The sequence below is a fragment of the Paenibacillus sp. J22P90 genome, from assembly GCF_059692195.1.
Genome location: NZ_JCAUAY010000003.1, coordinates 213,331 through 231,444, shown reverse-complemented (window position 1 = coordinate 231,444; position 18,114 = coordinate 213,331). Strand labels below are relative to the sequence as shown.

The 18,114-nt window shown below is 32.0% G+C and carries 13 protein-coding genes; all 13 read left to right on the top strand.

What is annotated here, in order from left to right:
* Nucleotides 1-10: 10 nt before the first annotated feature.
* From AC58UX_RS11385 to AC58UX_RS11325, 13 genes are read left to right on the top strand one after another with little or no spacing between them, the layout of a single operon-like run.
* Entirely contained in the window at nt 11-793 is a 783-nt protein-coding gene (locus AC58UX_RS11385; RefSeq protein WP_497252570.1) for an ABC transporter permease, read from the top strand.
* Complete coding sequence (locus AC58UX_RS11380) at nt 793-2,142, top strand: ABC transporter ATP-binding protein (RefSeq protein WP_497252568.1); 1,350 nt, start codon at nt 793-795, stop codon at nt 2,140-2,142. Before AC58UX_RS11385 ends, AC58UX_RS11380 begins: the two co-directional genes overlap by 1 nt.
* Nucleotides 2,129-3,286: a class I SAM-dependent methyltransferase gene (locus AC58UX_RS11375; RefSeq protein WP_497252566.1), complete on the top strand. Its 1,158-nt coding sequence runs from the start codon at nt 2,129-2,131 to the stop codon at nt 3,284-3,286. Before AC58UX_RS11380 ends, AC58UX_RS11375 begins: the two co-directional genes overlap by 14 nt.
* Before the next feature lies 1 nt (nt 3,287).
* Nucleotides 3,288-4,886 (top strand): glycosyltransferase family 4 protein, encoded by a 1,599-nt coding sequence (locus AC58UX_RS11370; protein ID WP_497252564.1) that lies wholly within the window; start codon nt 3,288-3,290, stop codon nt 4,884-4,886.
* Nucleotides 4,887-4,912: 26 nt separating this feature from the next.
* Entirely contained in the window at nt 4,913-5,812 is a 900-nt protein-coding gene (locus AC58UX_RS11365) for a glycosyltransferase family 2 protein (protein ID WP_497252562.1), read from the top strand.
* On the top strand, nt 5,813-6,979 hold the full coding sequence (locus AC58UX_RS11360) for a glycosyltransferase family 4 protein (protein WP_497252559.1): 1,167 nt from the start codon (nt 5,813-5,815) through the stop codon (nt 6,977-6,979).
* The gene (locus tag AC58UX_RS11355; RefSeq protein WP_497252557.1) at nt 6,958-7,791 is read left to right on the top strand and encodes a glycosyltransferase family 2 protein; all 834 of its coding nucleotides are present in this window, start codon (nt 6,958-6,960) and stop codon (nt 7,789-7,791) included. The genes AC58UX_RS11360 and AC58UX_RS11355 overlap by 22 nt, the downstream gene beginning before the upstream one ends.
* A 16-nt stretch (nt 7,792-7,807) precedes the next feature.
* A complete protein-coding gene (locus AC58UX_RS11350; protein WP_497252555.1) occupies nt 7,808-8,638 on the top strand; it encodes a hypothetical protein in 831 nt (276 codons plus the stop codon).
* 25 nt (nt 8,639-8,663) lie between these two features.
* The gene (locus AC58UX_RS11345; protein ID WP_497252553.1) at nt 8,664-10,877 is read left to right on the top strand and encodes a hypothetical protein; all 2,214 of its coding nucleotides are present in this window, start codon (nt 8,664-8,666) and stop codon (nt 10,875-10,877) included.
* 59 nt (nt 10,878-10,936) lie between these two features.
* Complete coding sequence (locus AC58UX_RS11340; RefSeq protein WP_497252551.1) at nt 10,937-12,367, top strand: MBOAT family O-acyltransferase; 1,431 nt, start codon at nt 10,937-10,939, stop codon at nt 12,365-12,367.
* A gap of 18 nt (nt 12,368-12,385) precedes the next feature.
* Nucleotides 12,386-13,930: an alginate O-acetyltransferase AlgX-related protein gene (locus AC58UX_RS11335; RefSeq protein ID WP_497252549.1), complete on the top strand. Its 1,545-nt coding sequence runs from the start codon at nt 12,386-12,388 to the stop codon at nt 13,928-13,930.
* Nucleotides 13,931-13,968: 38 nt separating this feature from the next.
* Nucleotides 13,969-16,257 carry a hypothetical protein gene (locus AC58UX_RS11330; RefSeq protein WP_497252547.1) on the top strand — a complete coding sequence of 763 codons (2,289 nt, stop codon included), beginning with the start codon at nt 13,969-13,971 and terminating at the stop codon, nt 16,255-16,257.
* On the top strand, nt 16,223-18,106 hold the full coding sequence (locus tag AC58UX_RS11325; RefSeq protein WP_497252545.1) for a hypothetical protein: 1,884 nt from the start codon (nt 16,223-16,225) through the stop codon (nt 18,104-18,106). The genes AC58UX_RS11330 and AC58UX_RS11325 overlap by 35 nt, the downstream gene beginning before the upstream one ends.
* The last annotated feature ends 8 nt before the right edge of the window (nt 18,107-18,114 follow it).

The window sequence follows — 18,114 nt, the reverse complement described above, 5'->3', positions numbered from 1 at the left end:
GTGGTAAGGTATGGATAGTATTTGGAAATATCGAAAGTATATTTGGGACAACTCAATTTCAGAACTGAAAAATCGTTACGCTGGATCATCATTAGGAGCTGTCTGGAACGTATTGCAGCCTTTATTCCAAATACTAATTTTCACCTATATATTCTCACAAGTTATGATTGCCAAAATACCGAACATGGAATCGTCCAGTGCATTTGCAATTTATTTATGTGCTGGATTAATTCCATGGATATCATTTTCGGATATTGTTGTAAGAGGAAGTAATGTATTTCTTGTTAATTCAACATATTTGAAGAAATTAGCTATACCAGAATATATATTCATGCTACAAGTATCATTAACCTCAACAATCATATTATTCATTTCTATGGTGTTGTTCTTATTTATTGTGCTCATTTTAGGACATGTAGTAACTATAATGTGGCTGATTATCCCAGTCATTTTGATTATGTTCGTTCTTTTCGCTACTGGAATTGCATTCATATTTGCAACAGTTAATGTTTTCTTTAAAGATGTAGGTCAATTTTTAGTTAGTTTTATACAAATTTGGATGTGGCTAACCCCTATTGTGTACATTAAGGAGCTTTTACCTACTTCTTTCGCAAGTGTAATTAATTATAATCCAGTTTTTTATTTTATTGATTCCTTACAGCAAATTATTGTATACAGCAAGATCCCTACTACTTCTAATTGGGCGCTAATGGTTATCTTCACTTGCATTTCAGTTTTTATAGGCATTTTTGTATTGAAAATTTTGCGTTCTGAAATAAGGGATGTCATATGATGGTTAAAAATGATTTTGTTGTTGAGATTAAAGATTTATCTAAAAAGTATAAGATTTATTCTAAGCCCCATCATCGATTACTAGAGTGGATCACGCTTGGAAAATTGAAGAAGCATGCTGACTTTTGGGCTCTAAAAGATGTTAGTTTTTCTGTATCAAAAGGAGAATGTATAGGCGTAATTGGACATAATGGTGCTGGAAAAAGTACGCTTTTGAAAATATTATCAAGAGCGCTTTATCCATCTAGTGGCAGCATGAAGGTCAAAGGAAATATGGTTTCATTGCTTGAATTAGGAACAGGTTTTAACCCAGAACTTACAGGTCTACAGAACATATTTACAAGTGGAAAGCTGTTAGGTTTTTCTGATGAATATCTAAATGCGAAATTAACATCTATTCTCGAATTTTCAGAACTAGGCGACTTTATACATCAACCTGTGAAATCCTATTCTTCAGGGATGTATGTTCGGTTAGCTTTTTCACTATATGCAAGCTTAGAGCCAGATATATATGTAGTAGATGAAGCATTGTCCGTAGGTGACATCTTCTTTCAACAAAAGTGTTTTGATTTCCTCCAAAAACTTAAGGCTAATGGGGCAGCAATCATACTTGTTACTCATGATATGCAAAGCGTAAAAAAATATTGTGATCGCGTCCTTATCCTCAATAATGGTAAAGTTACTAATGAGGGTAGTCCATTAGAGATGGTTAATCTTTTTTATTCTTTAAATAAAAAGAATTTAGTTAACCGGAAATTAGAAGGAGAGCTAGTTGAAATTAATCCTAATGGTATAGTGGAGATGGATATTCCAGAGGAGAGCATACAGAATATTCAAAATGCTGTTGGTATTCGTCGTGGAGACGGTAAAGTAAGAGTTATTGGAGCAATCTTTTGCGATAGTGATGGTAAAGAAGCTAGAACAGCAAACACTGGTGATAATTTAACTTTACATATATTCTCTGAGATTATTGAAAATGTTGATGATTTAACATTTACATTTCAAATGTCCGACAGGCATAACACAGTAGTATTTGGACAAAACTCATATATGCTTAATAAAAATATTTTGAGCGCAAGGAAAGGCAATATTATTAAAGCTTCATTTAATTTAGAGATGAATCTTTTTCAAGGGTTATATACGGTTATGGTTGGTGCTACAGATTGTCAGACTGAAGTAAGCAATCAGATTTATGATTTAGTTGAAGGTTGCATGACACTAGAAATAATGAAACCAACATGGAGATCGTTCCACGGGGTGGCGTTTATGAAATCTTCGTTTGAAATTGAGGGTATAGCTAATACGATTGAAGTAATTCAAAGGAATGAGGTAAAGTATGCAAGAAAATAACTCCATTGAGATATTAGAATGCTGGTGTGGTTGTACGGAATTGGATAACTTCAGTGAAAAATATAAAAAGTGTAGAGAATGCCAAACCCTAATAAACACACCAAGGCAAATTACAATGTACTATGAAGTTGAGAATGATGAAGAAGCTTTTTATGGGAAAAACTATTGGATGGGCCATCAAACAGAAGATTTAGGTCATCCGAGCATATTTCAAAGATCCAGAAGAGATTTAACAGAAAGATGTCTGTACTGGCTTCGTTCCATCTTAAAGTATAAAAATACAGGTAATACGTTAGAGATCGGTAGCGGACCCGGTGCATTTGTACAGATGCTTAAGAGTGTTGGTTTTGATGCAAAAGGCCTAGAATTAAGTCCATGGGTCGCCGAGTATGGTAGGAATTCTCACGGAGTGGAGATTATTAATAGTAAAATTGAAGACGTTTCGGAAGATATGGATTTAAAAGATATAGTTGTTATGATGGATGTTCTCGAACACTTTACTGATCCAGTAGAGTCAATGAAACATACCCTTAGAGTAATTAAAAATGATGGGATAATCGTTATTCAAACACCATGTTATAACCATATGAGTTATGAAGAAATGGTTGCAACAAACGATCCTTTTCTAATTCAACTTAAGGATCAAGAGCATTTATACTTATTTAGTACTAAAGCAGTCACTATGCTTCTTGAATCTTTTGGATTTAAGTACATTAATTTTGTAGATCCATTGTTTCCTTATGATATGTTTTTAATTGCAAGTGCTGAGGAATTAGTACAAGCTGGTAACGATCAAGTTACAGAGCATTTGAAATCGAAACCAGAAACAAGGCTCATATTAGCATTACTTGATTTATACGATGAAGTGAATAGAGTTAGTAAAGAAGCTGAGATAAGGCTAGCAAATAACAAAAAACTAGATCAATTGCTTTGTGAATGTGAATCTGATAGAGAAGCAAGGTTGCAGTCAATTCATAAATTAGAAGGGCTGCTGAAGGAGTCAGAAGCAGATAGAGAAGCAAGATTAAAGTCAATTCAAAAACTAGAAGAGCTTTTGAAGGAGTCAGAGGCAGACAGAGAAGCAAGATTGGAATCGATTCAAAAGTTAGAGAAGCTTTTGCAAGAAAAACAAGGTCAGGTGTGAGATGAAAGTAGCGATTGATGTTGTCCCAATTAGAAATACTGGTGAAATGGGTGGAGCTTTTCAATTAGTTATCGAGCTAATTAAAGGCTTAGCTCAATTCAATAGCAATGATCAATACTATTTGCTAACAGCTGAATGGAATCATCAGTACTTCGAGGCATTCGAGCAATACGGAATTGAGAGAATATTAGTTCAAGCATCTAGCAAGCCACAACAACCCATTAAAACTAGTTTCTTTTATAAAGTTAAAAGAAAAATATTCAATAAGATTAAAAAGATTTCAAAAAAAATATTCAAATCAGTGAAACTGCCTAGAACTTCAATTCTAAAATCTAGATCAATTGATGTTTTGTTTTGTCCTATGAGCGCGGTGAATTATTCAGAACCTGGCATACCTACTCTCAGTTTGATTTATGATTTGCAACATAAATATTATCCGCAATTTTTCACAGAAGAAGAGAAAGCTGTACGTGATAATTATTATAAAGGGATATCTGAACTGGCGGATTATGTAGTATGTATCTCAGAATTCACCAAGAACACATTGATAGAGACGCTAAATTATCCTCAAGATAGAGCTGAAGTTATTTATATCAGTATTCAGGACAGATTGAATGGAAATAGTTCCATTGACCAAGCTGAGATCATTCATAAACTCGGTCTAAAAGGTAAGAGCTACGCCTATTATCCAGCAAATTTTTGGTCACACAAAAACCATCGTGTTCTTCTCACGGCTATGTCAATATTCATTAATAAATACCCTGAATTAGACTTACATTTATGCTTGACAGGGAGTTTATTAAAACAAGAAGTTTATTTTAGCGAATTAATCAATCAAATGAAGTTGCAAGATCGAGTACATCATTTGGGATATGTTACTGAACATGAAGTATCGGTGCTAATGGAGAATGCTAACTTTTTAATATTTCCAAGTTTGTTCGAAGGATTTGGAATTCCCGTAGCCGAAGCGATGTCGATGGGAACTCCTGTGATTTGCAGTAAAAACACAAGTCTTCCTGAGGTGGGGGGAGATGCAGTCCTTTACTTTGATCCTAGAAAACCCGAAGAAATTGCTGAAGTTATGAAAAACATTGTAACCGACACAGGTGTAAGAGATAGGCTAGTCCGAGAAGGTTATGAACAAATTAAAAAATTTGATAATAGTAATATGATTAAACAATACCATGAACTACTATGTAAAGTAGCAAACGTTGAGTCATTTAATAAATATTCAATTAATGGGATATACGGTGATAATTGGAGCGGGGAAGTTGTTGATATTTCAATTAATAATGAGTCAGTAGATCGTTATTTATATGTGGAATTGATTCTTCCTTCTATTTCTCCTCATAGGCGAGGACAATTGCATTTGAGTATTAATGGGAAAATAAAGAAATATTCCTTGACCACAGATTCACTTTTAGTAATAACTGAAGATTTACCCAAGGTAACTCGTGAGATTTTATTGGTAGTGCAACCAACCTTTAGGCCTAATGAAATTGGCATCCCAGATGACCGTCAATTAGGGGTGCAAATAATAAAGGTTGATATAAGGGAAAAGAACTCAGCTAATTCATTAAAAACGCTTCATGGAGCGTAAAATAATTTAAAGGATTTGAAACAAAAATGACAATAAAGATTTCAATCGTCACCCCATCGTATAATCAAGGTGTTTTTCTAAAAAGAACTTTAGATAGTATTCTTGATCAAAAAATAGAGAATTTAGAATTAATTGTTTTTGATGGTGGGAGCAAAGATAGTTCTGTTGAAGTCCTTCAAAGTTATGGTGAGCTGCTTTCCTATGTTTCACAAAGAGATGAAGGTCAATCCGACGCGGTAAATAAAGGGTTGACTCAAGCTAAAGGTGAAATAATAGGCTGGTTAAACTCGGATGATGTTTATTATCCAGGATCATTAAATAAAGTTATTGAAATATTTGATAACAACCCTGACATTGATGTGATTTATGGTAAAGCAGACCACATCGACGAAAATGACAATTATATGGAAGACTACTATACAGAACAATGGGATTATGAAAAATTAAAGGAGATATGTTATATCTGTCAACCAGCTGTATTCTTCAGGAAATCTGTTGTCGACAAATATGGGATATTAAACAAAGAGCTACGATATTGTATGGATTATGAATTCTGGCTTAGAATAGGACGCGAAAAGCCTTTTTATTTTCTTGAACAGAAACTAGCTGGATCTAGACTTTATTCTGATAACAAAACATTAGGAAGTCGAAGAGCGGTTCATGAAGAAATAATACTAATGCTTAAAGAGAAGTTTGGGTCAGCCCCAGAAAAATGGATATACAATCTTGCTCATGTAATTACTGAAGAGGCAGGGTATACCCGCGGGAATGAAAAAGAGAATTATGAGTTCGTAAAGGAATTAGTCAAAAAATCTGCTCTGTCATTTATGAAATATCAAAGATATATTAGGCTTTCTCAGGTTAGAGTAATGATGTCTTGGTTGAAGAGTTCCAGAAAAGCTATGTTGGAGGCGGAGGCTAAGTAAGTGAAAATTGGATTTGATGTTAGCCAAACTGCAGAAGAAATGGCTGGATGTGGCTTTTTTTCAAAACAAATGATTTCTCATTTGCTTGAAATTGATAAAGAAAATAAATACATGTTGTATCCATTGTTTTATGGTTATCGGCATCCGGATTATAAAAAGGCTTACCAGAGCACCCAGCATAATGTTACAAATCATTTCATAAATAACTCGTTAAATCATTTTAATCAAAAATGGAAAGATAACGTTGATAAAAGTGAAATGCTGGGGAACCCTGATATTGTTCATTCGAATAATTTCAGTTTTCCAAGTAATGTGAATGCCAAGAGGGTAATGACTATCTATGATATGGGATATTTAGATTGTCCAGAATATACGACTGAGGCGAATCGTTTAGTATGTTTTGAAGGCGCATTTGAAGCGAGTATATATGCAGATCATATTTTAACAATTTCTGAGTTCTCTAAACGATGCTTTATGAAGTATTTCCCTTATTACCCGGAAGAAAGAATTTCTGTCGTATATTTAGGTTCTAGACCGACATTAACTAAAGTGACAAATGTAACAACCATACAAGAAGTTCAAAAAAAGTTTGGTTTAAGCGATTCGTTTTGGTTAGGAGTTGGAACAATTGAGCCAAGGAAAAATTATCGGCTTTTGCTGGAGGCATACGCACAATTAGTTGAAGAGCAGACCGAACCGAAGCCTTTATATATTGCTGGAGGAAAAGGTTGGATGGAGCAAGATATTCAAGATAGAATTAACGAGTTGGGGATAGCTGATAAGATCAAATTTCTTGGTTATGTATCCGATGAGGAACTATCAGTTTTGTATTCAAAGTGTTTTGCTTTTATATATCCTTCTCTATATGAAGGTTTTGGGTTACCGGTTCTAGAGGCCATGAGTTGTGGTGCACCAGTAATAACAAGTAATACTTCGAGTATTCCAGAAGTAATAGGCCAAGCAGGGATCCTAATAGATCCAACAGATGTAAAAAGCTTATTAATAGCAATGCATAATCTTGAAAATAATAAGGAGCTTAGGACTGAGCTTATCGAGAAATCTGTTGGCCAAGCACAAAAGTTCTCATGGCACACAGCTGCTCAACAAATGTTAGATATTTATCATAAGGTGATGATTACTGAAACATGGTACAAGAAGAAAGTATAACAAGGTTACTACCATCCGTATCGGTAGTTGTCCCAAATTTGAATCAAGGACACTTTCTAGAAGAAGCACTCTTAAGTATTATAAATCAACCAAACTTGGATATTAGAATTGCAGTAATGGATGCAGGATCAACTGATGATTCACTCTCTATAATAAAAAAATATGAACAACATATTACATTCTGGAGATCGCATCCTGATAATGGACAAGCCGCGGCAATAAATGAGGGAGTGAAGAAGTTAGCTCCCTCTGATTATGTGTGTTGGCTCAATGCCGATGATACATATCTGGAAAATGGGTTAATCAAAATGGTGGAATATTTAGAAATGAACAAACAATGTGCTGCCGTGTATTCTCAAGCTTATATAACTGATCCCAAGAACCAGATTTTATTTGAGTATCCCACAGTTAACTTTTCAGTAGAACAACTTTCAAACTCTTGTATTATTTGCCAACCTGCTACTTTAATCAGACATAATGCTTGGGAAAAAAGTAATGGAATAAATGCATCATTACATATGTGCATGGACTATGATTTATGGTGGAGATTGCTCGAGCAGGGGGAAATCGGATATTTACGTGATTTTACAGCATGCTCGCGTGATCATGAAGGGACAAAAACAAGAAACAATAAAGAACGACACTTCAAAGAAGCATTCAACTTACTCAAAAAACATAATGGTTATGTACCTTGGAGTTGGTGTATAAGTAGGGTAATAGAAACACAAATAGAGCGAAAAAGCACATTTTCCAAAATTCGTATTAGATTGAAGGCTGCTTATTATTTCTTAAGATTTAAATATATAAAGTGAGAATGGAGAATTTCCAGTGGAAAACCTAATGTTTCTGCAAAGAATTAATATTGCACTTTCCAAGGGTGCTGTTACATCACAACTTAGAGACATCGATGAGACAAACCCGATAAGCTGGGAATTTTCAGCATTTAGTCAAAATGGTGAAGATGGAATTATTGACTATTTAACTAGAAGAATAATTAATCCAAACTATTATTTTATAGAAGTTGGTGCATCAGAAGGGCTTGAAAATAATACTTCTTGGCTAGCTTTAGGAAGAAAGTACGAAGGTACTATGTATGAAGGTAACTTGGAAGCGGTCTCGAGATTAAGAGAACACATATTACCCTTAGCTTTAGGTGTAGAAGCTTACCCTTTGTTTGTTAACTTGGAAAATACAGAAGAGATACTCTCTCGTTCACTATATAAAAATCCTGATGTCGTTTCTCTTGATATTGATGGTAATGATTATTACATTGTGAAAAAAATGTTAGAAGATGGGTTGAGACCTAAGATATTTGTTGTAGAATATAACTCTGCTTTTGGTCCAGATCAAAGTATGACTATTGTATATGATAAAGATTTTGTGATGGATTATGGTAGTTACGAGAATTACTTGTATTTTGGAGTTTCAATAACAGCGTGGAGAAAGCTATTTGAAGAGCATGGTTATAAATTTGTTACTGTAGAAAGAAGAGGCGTGAATGCGTTTTTCGTAGATCCAGCATGTTTTGAAACTTGTTTTCTTAATAATATAAAAGAATTATCTTTTGAAGAGAATTTTTATCAAATACAAAAATATAGAGTTCAATGGGAAGAACAATTTCAACTAATTAAAGATAGAATGTTTGTTAGTATCAATTAAAATGTATAATTAGGGAGTTTGAAATATGCTAAACTTTGATTTTGGATCACTATTATTTTATACATCGAGTTTAATTATTATATTTTGCTCCGGTATTTGGCTTAGTATATTATTAATCCCTACTGTAAATCGCAAATACATTATTGAATTTAGTTTTGTGTTAGGGATCTGTTGGTTAATACTTTCAAGCTCTATTTTGAGTTATATTGGATTATCAGTGAAGCAATTTGCTCATTACTTACTAGTTTTCTCCATATTAAGTAGTAGTTTGTCTATATATTTTGCCTATAAGCGCGGAATTATTGTAAAAGGGTTGATACCATCTAAAGGACAATTTGCTACATTTTTAATAGCATTTTTGTCAGGGATAGTAATTTTACTACCTATTCTTCTTTTTAATGCTTTAAATCCTTTTATTGATGGATTTACTTATATCTCTATTGCAGATTATTTGCAAAATTTCAGTTATTTTGAAAAGGCAGATCCGAATCCATATTTTCCATCGCTTACACAAATGAGTCTTTATCAGCATTTTGGGTTTAGAATGGGATTCCAATTTATCCTTTCTTTTTTTACAGTGCTTTTCAAAGAACATTTCTCGATTGCTTTATTTATGCCAGTTTTAGCAATAGGTCAATTCTGTCTGGTAATCACCATGCATTTATTTTGTAGAGTAGGACTAAAGCTTCCCAAACTGGCCTCGATTATTGCAGTAATATTCACTGCTTTCCATGCAAGCATTCCAATTATGTATTCTTATTTAGGATTTTCTCCACAAGCATATGGGATTTTTATTGCTTTGTTTTTATTTGTAGTATTCTTAAATATGATTAGTTGGAAAAATAGCTACACTTTTGTATTAATCGCTTCGATTTCTCTTTCAACATTGATCGTTACTTACAGTGAATTACTCCCATTTATTACATTATCAATTTTGTTTTTAATGATAAAATTTGGTGTTCAGGTTAAAGAAAAAATAAAAATTGTAGCAGTTAGATTATTATCAATAATTATTGTGACAACTGGATTATCTAATATTTCATTGTACAATGCATACAGAGCTATAAAAACTCAATTAAATGCTGTAGTTGGTTGGAACATACCATATACGTTGTGGGATTACATCCTAATCGTGTTTTCTGTTCCAATCGAAATTAAAATTAGACTATCCAATAGCTATCCTCTTTTATATGCCGTTTTAGCACTATTTGTTTTTACAGGGCTTTATTTAATCTTGAAGAATTTTATTAAATCTGTGGAATGGAAAGAACAAATTGGAAACATTTTAGTATTGGTAACACCATTTTTATTAATTATTTGTTATTTCTTATTTTTTGTTAAAAATCCATGGTTACCTGATGAAAGAGGACAAACATGGAGCATATATAAGACAGTGCAATATTCGTTTGTGTTAGTTCCACCAATTATAGGTATGACAGTTTACTATTTATACAAACAAGGCAGGCTATATAAATATGGAATAATATTATGGGTTGTTATGTTTGTAATATTCGGATTATCAACTAGCTATTTTTCCTCTAAGTCTAATGTTCAAGAGATGAGACAATATACAGGTAATACTACCAACCCTTTGGGCCAATATTACTTGCTCTATGATCAATTAAAAGATAATAATAAACCAATTAACTTAATAGTCCCGCAAAATTTAGCAAAACATAAACAACTTCTCGCTTATTTTTTAAGAGATCATGAAATAATAAGTGATTGGTCAAATGATGGGTATATTTATCCGCATTTATTGCCGGAAAACCGATCTCCAAAGATGAATACCAATGGAGTTATGCTAACATATAGCCCTAGTTCACCAGATCGGATTGCTAATATGGAAGTATCCACAAGCAATGTATTAATCGATTTTAAATCAGGCGTATATGATATAGAAAGAAATGATGTAAGGACTTGGAGATGGGCCTCCGGCGCTGTTGATATGTCAGTATTAAATTTCTCATCTGAAAAAAAAGAAGTAAAAGTAAGTTTTGAAGTTACGTTACCACCGAATGTCTCTAAGAGTGAAAATATAGAATTATGGTATAAAGAGAAATTGATTAAAAGAGTGAATGTTGAACCAAACATTTCAGAAAAGATAGATGTTAGTGTTCCGATAGATATTGGTGAAAGTAATATCAATATTAAATATAGTGGAACCCCTATTAAAGTTGGGACAGATCCACGTAATTTGGCATTCAATATTGTCAATTTTAATTATAAGACTGAATAAACATTAGTAATTTAATAAATCAATTGCCAATTTAATTGTTATCTCAAAGGAGAACCTACATGGTTTTTAGTTCTAATGTTTTTTTGTTTTTGTTTTTACCTACTTTACTCGGTATGTACTATTTAATTAATGCAAGGTTTAAAAATATACTACTATTAATATTTAGTTTGCTTTTTTATGCTTGGGGTGAGCCTAAGGCAGTTTTTATTATGTTAATTTCCATTCTTTTTAATTATATTTTAGCAATTGCGATAGATAAATATAGTGAATATAAGTCTATTCAAAAAAGCTTATTAATAATAGTGATTATATTAAATGTTGGTCTACTTGTATTCTACAAATATTTGAATTTCGTTTTTGAAAATTTTAATTATGTTTTATCCAAATTCGGATACTCGATTACAAGTGTAATAACAAGTGATATTACACTTCCTATAGGGATCTCTTTTTTTACATTTCATATAATGTCCTATGTCATAGATGTTTTTCGTAAACAAGTACCTGCTCAAAAAAATATTTTTGACTTATCTCTTTATATCTCATTCTTTCCACAATTAGTTGCTGGCCCCATTGTCAGATATCATGATATCGCGGATCAATTGACAAATCGCAACATAAATATGGATGACATTGTATATGGAATTAAAAGATTTGTAATAGGCCTAGCAAAGAAAGTGATTATTGCTAACTATCTTGCACAGTTTGCCGATCTTATTTTTGAAGGAAACATTTCAAATACTCCGCAAATTGTTGCATGGATCGGAATATTAGCTTATATGCTGCAAATTTATTTTGATTTCTCTGCTTATTCCGATATGGCTATAGGCTTAGCTAGAATTTTTGGGTTTAAATTTTTGGAGAATTTCAAATATCCATATTCTTCTCAAAATATCCATGAATTTTGGCGTAGGTGGCATATATCCTTATCTACATGGTTTAAAGATTATCTTTATATCCCATTAGGTGGGAATAAAAAAGGTAAGTTAAGAACCCACTTTAACAAATTTACTATTTTTATACTTTGTGGCCTTTGGCATGGTGCAAGTTGGAATTTTCTTGTTTGGGGTTTTTACCATGGTCTATTTTTATCTCTTGAAGGTTTATTTCTTGGAGGATTATTGATTAAACTATGGAGACCGTTAAGACATTTATATACTTGGGTAATTGTAATGGTTGGATGGGTCTTTTTTAGAACAGAAACGATGAGCGATGCTTTTGTATTTATTAAAAAAATGATAATTTTTGATGGGAAAAGTGTATTCAATTACTATAACATAATAAAATATTTGGATGCTGAAATGGTAGTTGTTTTCTTACTTGCAATCCTGTTTTCTTTCCCTATTATTAATAGATTAGAAATAGTATTGGAGAATAAAAAAAGCATTGCTATTAATGTAATTCATAACATCTCAATATTGATTATTTTTGTCATTTGTATACTATATTTAATTAATACAACGCATAACCCTTTTATTTATTTTAGATTTTAGTGAGGGAAGAGTGAACAAATGAAGAATGTACTTCAAAAGGTATATATAGCAATTTTTATGCTGTTGCTTTTATTTCCTACTCTTAATAGTTTACTACATGTTCTACCTCCCATTACGTTGGCAGGCGTAGAACAAAAAACAGAAAAACCAAAACTAAATCTACAAAGCTTTCTTCAAGGGATTTTTCCCAAACAATATGAGAAGTTCTATAATGAAAATTTAAGCATAAGAGGATATGCAGTGAAAAGTTATAATCAAATTAAATATGAGCTCTTTAATAAATCGACCAATAATGACATTGAAATTGGTTTAAATAAAACACTGTATTCTAGAACTTACATCAATGATTTATTTAAAGACAGTGATATTAATGGCGAAGATATGGATAAACTTGTAGAAAAAATGGCTGTGATTCAGCGTTTACTTAAAGAGCGTGGTACAGCCTTTATTTATAATATTGCCCCTAGCAAGGCAACCTTATATAGTGACAAAATACCAGCTAAATATAGCAACCTGACACAGAGCGCAAATAGAACATATGAACAATTCATTCCTTTATTAGATAAATATGATATTAATTATGTCAACGGTTTTAAAGTATTAAATGAACAGAAAAATAAGATAGAATACCCATTTTTTTCAGATGGAGGTCATCATTGGAATGAATTGGGGGCACTGCTGGTATTAAAAGAATTAATTAAAAAAAGTTCAATGGAACTAAATGTAAATATTTTTAATCCAAATTACAAAAAAATTATAGTTGATCAGATTCCTGAAAATGATGAAAATGATATTGCTAACTTAATGAATCTTGTGGAGGCACCCAAAAGTGATGTCCCTCACTTAGAATTTTCTTCTAGAGAAGGGGATTACTATAAACCCAATATTTTAATTGTAGGAGATAGTTTTAGTGATAGGCTAATTCGGATTATGAAAAAAAATAGTATTTATGACAGGCTTGATTTTTTCTATTATTATAATACGAAGATTAGTTTTCCAGAAGAAGAATCAAAGCCTATTCAATCATTGAACTGGGAAAACGAAGTATTAAATAAAAAATTAATTATTTTGAATTTTACAGAACCTCAATTGTATTTTTGCAAAGATTTTGTAGAAGATCTTTATAAAGTATTAACGAAGCAACAATTTACAAAAATCAACATAAATTTATCGGAAAATAAAGACTTCGTTGAAAAGCAAATAATAGATACAACTGAGGTATACAAAATGGTTGCTAAAAATCAAGAGCCAAAGATGTTGCTTCAATCTGATTCATTAAAACTTAAGAAGAATACGAAATACTTACTTAAATTTAAAGCGAAATCAGAAGGGGTTTCAAGATTAAACATTGATATGTTTCCGGACGTACTTCCTCAATATAAGGTTGAGATATCAAGCAATAATCAGTTAGTAGAGCAACAGTATGAGTTTATTAGTTCAGATGCTGCCATCGAGAATTGTGTATTGAGATTTTTCACTGATAGAGAATCCGCATACTTCGATACGGGTGCTAAATTAACATTATATGATATAGAGTTGCTTGAACAAGTAACAGTTCATTAAAAAGAAGCTTGCTTTGTTGAAAAGGAGCATTTATTTCAATGAGTTATGTATTGCAGGTAATTAATTTAACATCATTATTATGTTTGTTGTTTTTACTTTTTTGGGCAGGAGCTTTTATTCCAAGAGCTTTCCTTTCATCAACAAACGCTAAAAGTTTTATGCCAGAAGAAAAGGTAATCGGATTCATTATCCTTTCCTTGTTATGCATGTTTTCGTTACTATTAACAGGATCATTGCTAATAGGTGGAATAACTGGTTTCAGCCTAAATTTATTAGCTATTTGTTTAGTTATTAAAAGAAAGCATTGGGAGCCGAAATTTCCAGATTTGAATCTTGCACTTATTATACAAGTCGCTTTTATCGCAATAATCATAGCTGTTTTTGCTCCAACAATATTAGGAAGAGGAATAGAATACAAATTTCCACCAATATATGATTTTCCAAAACAAGTAGCTGCTGTATTATCGTTAGCTAATTCTCAAAGTTGGCCTCCGGTGAATCCATATTATCCTGAGGGGACATTTGCTTATAATGTATTATTTTATGCTGCATTAGGTTTCATAGTTAAAATATCAGCGTTATCCAGTTCGTTCATTGTTGTATTTTGTTTGTCTTTGATTTGGGTTTGTTGGCAAACTTTAAATGTATTTATTAGAATAGCAAATATGTTGAAACTTCAAAAAACAGTAGTGATAGTTGGTCTATTATTGTTAACGTTTATTGCAGGTATAATTCCACTGTTTGTGAAAAGTAATTTTCCTATTGGTTCTTTACTGCACACAACAGATATACCAGGTTTCTGGCTGGAGGATCCTTTTACATACTTTATATATTTGCCCCAGCATGTGTTTGCAATTATTTGTTTGCAGATACTTTGGGTATTACTAATTCAAAATCAAATTAAAGTTCATACCAGATCGGTGTTGTTAACAATTACAGCAGTTGGTGGAGCGTTAAGCAGTTATATATTAGCGCCGATAATAGTAGTAGTCTACTTCATTTTTATGGTATTTTTAGTTTGGAATAATAAGGTTAATATTAAATCAAGAATTACAACTGCCATAATAATAGCTTTATCTATTTTGTTCTTTATTTGTGCTGTATTCCCACTACTATTCCAAGCAACTCGTTGGGCAAGTGCTGGAGAAAATCCAGCATTATTTAATATGCATAGTCTGAAAGGATGGTATTACGTTGTCATTTCAGCTGGCCCCAATAGCCTTTTAACATGCATAGGATTAACAGTAATTTGGCAAAAACGAAAAGTTGAAAATTTTAATTTATGGTTGCTATATATAGTTCCTTTTTTTATTTCAATAATATCCCTAGTTGCTTTCGAATTTACAGATTCGAAAATTAAAACAGCGATGTTGCTTCGCTTTGTTTCGGTCCCAATAGCATGTTTAGGAATTTCAATGTTATATGAAAAATTTCGCGGATATTTTTATTCAGTATCTTTTATTCTTGGACTGTTCATTGTACTTATAAATGTTCTTTCAATTGGTAATTCAATAACCTTTGCGTACCAGCCAAGGAGTATAGAAGAAAAAAAATTAGTAACGCAACTCAGAGGGCTTGAGAAAAATAAAACAATTACGTTCTTGAGTCCTAATCAAGAGCTCGCTGCGGCATCAGGACACTTAGTATATATGGATTTTAAAGTTTATAGAGGGGATAGGTATTTGCCCTCTGACGAAAGAAGTCTTGCTGAGGACTATTTTAAGAAGATGACTGAAGATCATTTACAAAGTTATGATTTTGCAGATTTAAAAAGTGATTATTTACTTGTAGACAAAAAGTATATACCTCTTATTAAAGAAAACATTCTTGTTAAAACAAAAGAAGATTTTGAATATGCGACTTATTATAATTTGAATAAACTTCAAGAATCTGACATTCGATTAAAATACTCTAAAGATAACCTTAATTGGAACTTCTGGTCAGGTACAGAAAAGGATAAGGCAACTTATAATATCACCGACTTAAAAATTTCATCTCTGACTCTTGCCGATAATGCCTTAACTGCTCCAATGCAATTGGAAGAGGGTACTTATTTGTTAGAAGTTAACTTATCAGCCAATGTTAAAGGACCTAATGAAGGTGCAGCACACATTTCTTTATTGGGGAAAAGAAAATTAATTAATATTTTCACAAGTCAATTCGACTCAAAGACTTTTAAAACAATTATAACTGCAAACGAAGAAATGAATGATTATACTTTAGCTATTGGTCTAGGAGGATGGAGTCAAGGTTCTGGAGAAATAAAGATTAACGATATAAACATATATAAACTTGATTCAAAGATTGCGGGAGAAAAAAATGAGTGAATATTCTAATTTAATTGTTTTCGCATTCACCTTAAAGGCTATTGCTGTAATTGTATTGTCACAAATTTGCAGGAAATTTTGTAAAACGTTGTTGGAGGCAATTGTTGCAGCTTGGACCTTAACGTTTGTTTTTATGATAGGGATCATGCTTGTACTGTCCTCTGTAACAGCATTAACCGGTTTAAATCTAGTTGTATTATTCGCAATACTAATACTTATTTTGATGATTATTTATAAGTATACAAATTACAAGAAAAATATTGTTATAGATGATTTGAATTTTATAAGAGATGGCTTTGCACCTATCATTGTAATAATCGTTTTATTTATTTTTGGCATTTTATTTTACAGAAGTTTATTTTTTTTCGATACAACTTGGGATGCGATAGTCTATGAGCTGCCGAAGATATTCTTTTTTACACAAGAAATGTCACTTTTTGCAGCGGAGCCTACTATAGCAGTGAATATTTTCTCTAATGAATGGAACGGGGAATTGAACGCATTATTTTATTCATTAATTGCTAAAAATGATCAAGCAACTTCTTTTGGCAACGTGGAAATATGGTTATATGTAGTTTTCGTATTTACTTGGTTTGCATCTATACTTAAATTGGAGCCTAAATATAACTTATTAATTGGTTTAGCTGTTGGAACGTTACCTGTAACAATTGGGCTTTCTATGACTGTAAAGGGAGATCTTTTATCCTTCGTAACATTAACTTTGGTTTTTGGATGGTTAATTATTATTTTTAAACAGAGGAGACACAATTCTGTTATAATTATAGTGGCTTTTGCGTCAACTGGTCTTCTGGCAGGATCAAAAATTACTGTCTTTCCAGCAGCTATGCTCTTATTTGTAACCTTGTTTTTATATGTAACTTTCGTGAAAGTCGAATTAAATGTATCGGAAAAGATAAAATGTTTAACCGCGGGAACATTACTTTTTTTTATTGGAATTTCAAGATATATTGTTAACATATTTGTATATGGTAATTTCCTAAAGAGAGTTGAAGCTGAGAAAGCAGTATTCAATATTAATAACGTGATATTGAATACTAAGGGGATTTTGGGTAGCCTAATTAGTAGTTATTCTACCCCAGTCCATTTAAATGAGATTGTATGGGTTCTTGGGAAAGATACAGGTTATTTAGGTGTGATTTTATTAATTGCACCTGTATTCATTTATTTATACTTGAAAAAAAATATTAATAAACAATGGTTACATCAAAATTTTAATATTATTGTGACTGTTTCTATTATATCTTTTGGGTTCTTCCTACTTTTTGGTACGACAATATGGCAGTCATGGTCTTTTAGATATTTTGCTCCTTATTTATTAGGTATTTTTACAGTTATTTTGATAAGGATATTATTGATTTCAATTGATAAATGGAGACTTCCAGTAATTGTTGTTTTGCCACTGATATTGATAAGCTTATTTCATGTATATCTTATGATTCAAAAAGGTGAAGCGAGACCGACAAGTTTTATGCAGGCTTTGGATAAAACTCCCCTAGAACGAAGACTTGCATTTCATCCCTTTCTCTACGAAAATAAATATGGATTAAAATCAAATGATTTATTTAATAGAGGTGGAGGCAGGGTTCTAATATACAATGAACTCAATACTGCCATTTATCCTGTGTTTGGTAATGAAGTTAGAAATTTAATCGAATTGGTGGATACACCTGAATTATTAATTAGTATGGCTAAAAAATCTAAATATGATGCGATCGTAATAACCTTAAAATCATTATCAGCAAATTATGAAAATGCAATAATAAATCTAGGTTACATCAAAACAATAAATACTGATCAGTGGATAATTTATACACAAAAGAGTATGTAGTTCAAAAA

Coding starts and splice junctions, on each gene's coding strand:
- AC58UX_RS11340 (WP_497252551.1), top strand. CDS start 10,937: ATGGTTTTTAGTTCTAATGTTTTTTTGTTTTTGTTTTTACCTACTTTA.
- AC58UX_RS11365 (WP_497252562.1), top strand. CDS start 4,913: ATGACAATAAAGATTTCAATCGTCACCCCATCGTATAATCAAGGTGTT.
- AC58UX_RS11380 (WP_497252568.1), top strand. CDS start 793: ATGGTTAAAAATGATTTTGTTGTTGAGATTAAAGATTTATCTAAAAAG.
- AC58UX_RS11355 (WP_497252557.1), top strand. CDS start 6,958: ATGGTACAAGAAGAAAGTATAACAAGGTTACTACCATCCGTATCGGTA.
- AC58UX_RS11330 (WP_497252547.1), top strand. CDS start 13,969: ATGAGTTATGTATTGCAGGTAATTAATTTAACATCATTATTATGTTTG.
- AC58UX_RS11345 (WP_497252553.1), top strand. CDS start 8,664: ATGCTAAACTTTGATTTTGGATCACTATTATTTTATACATCGAGTTTA.
- AC58UX_RS11335 (WP_497252549.1), top strand. CDS start 12,386: ATGAAGAATGTACTTCAAAAGGTATATATAGCAATTTTTATGCTGTTG.
- AC58UX_RS11375 (WP_497252566.1), top strand. CDS start 2,129: ATGCAAGAAAATAACTCCATTGAGATATTAGAATGCTGGTGTGGTTGT.
- AC58UX_RS11370 (WP_497252564.1), top strand. CDS start 3,288: ATGAAAGTAGCGATTGATGTTGTCCCAATTAGAAATACTGGTGAAATG.
- AC58UX_RS11385 (WP_497252570.1), top strand. CDS start 11: ATGGATAGTATTTGGAAATATCGAAAGTATATTTGGGACAACTCAATT.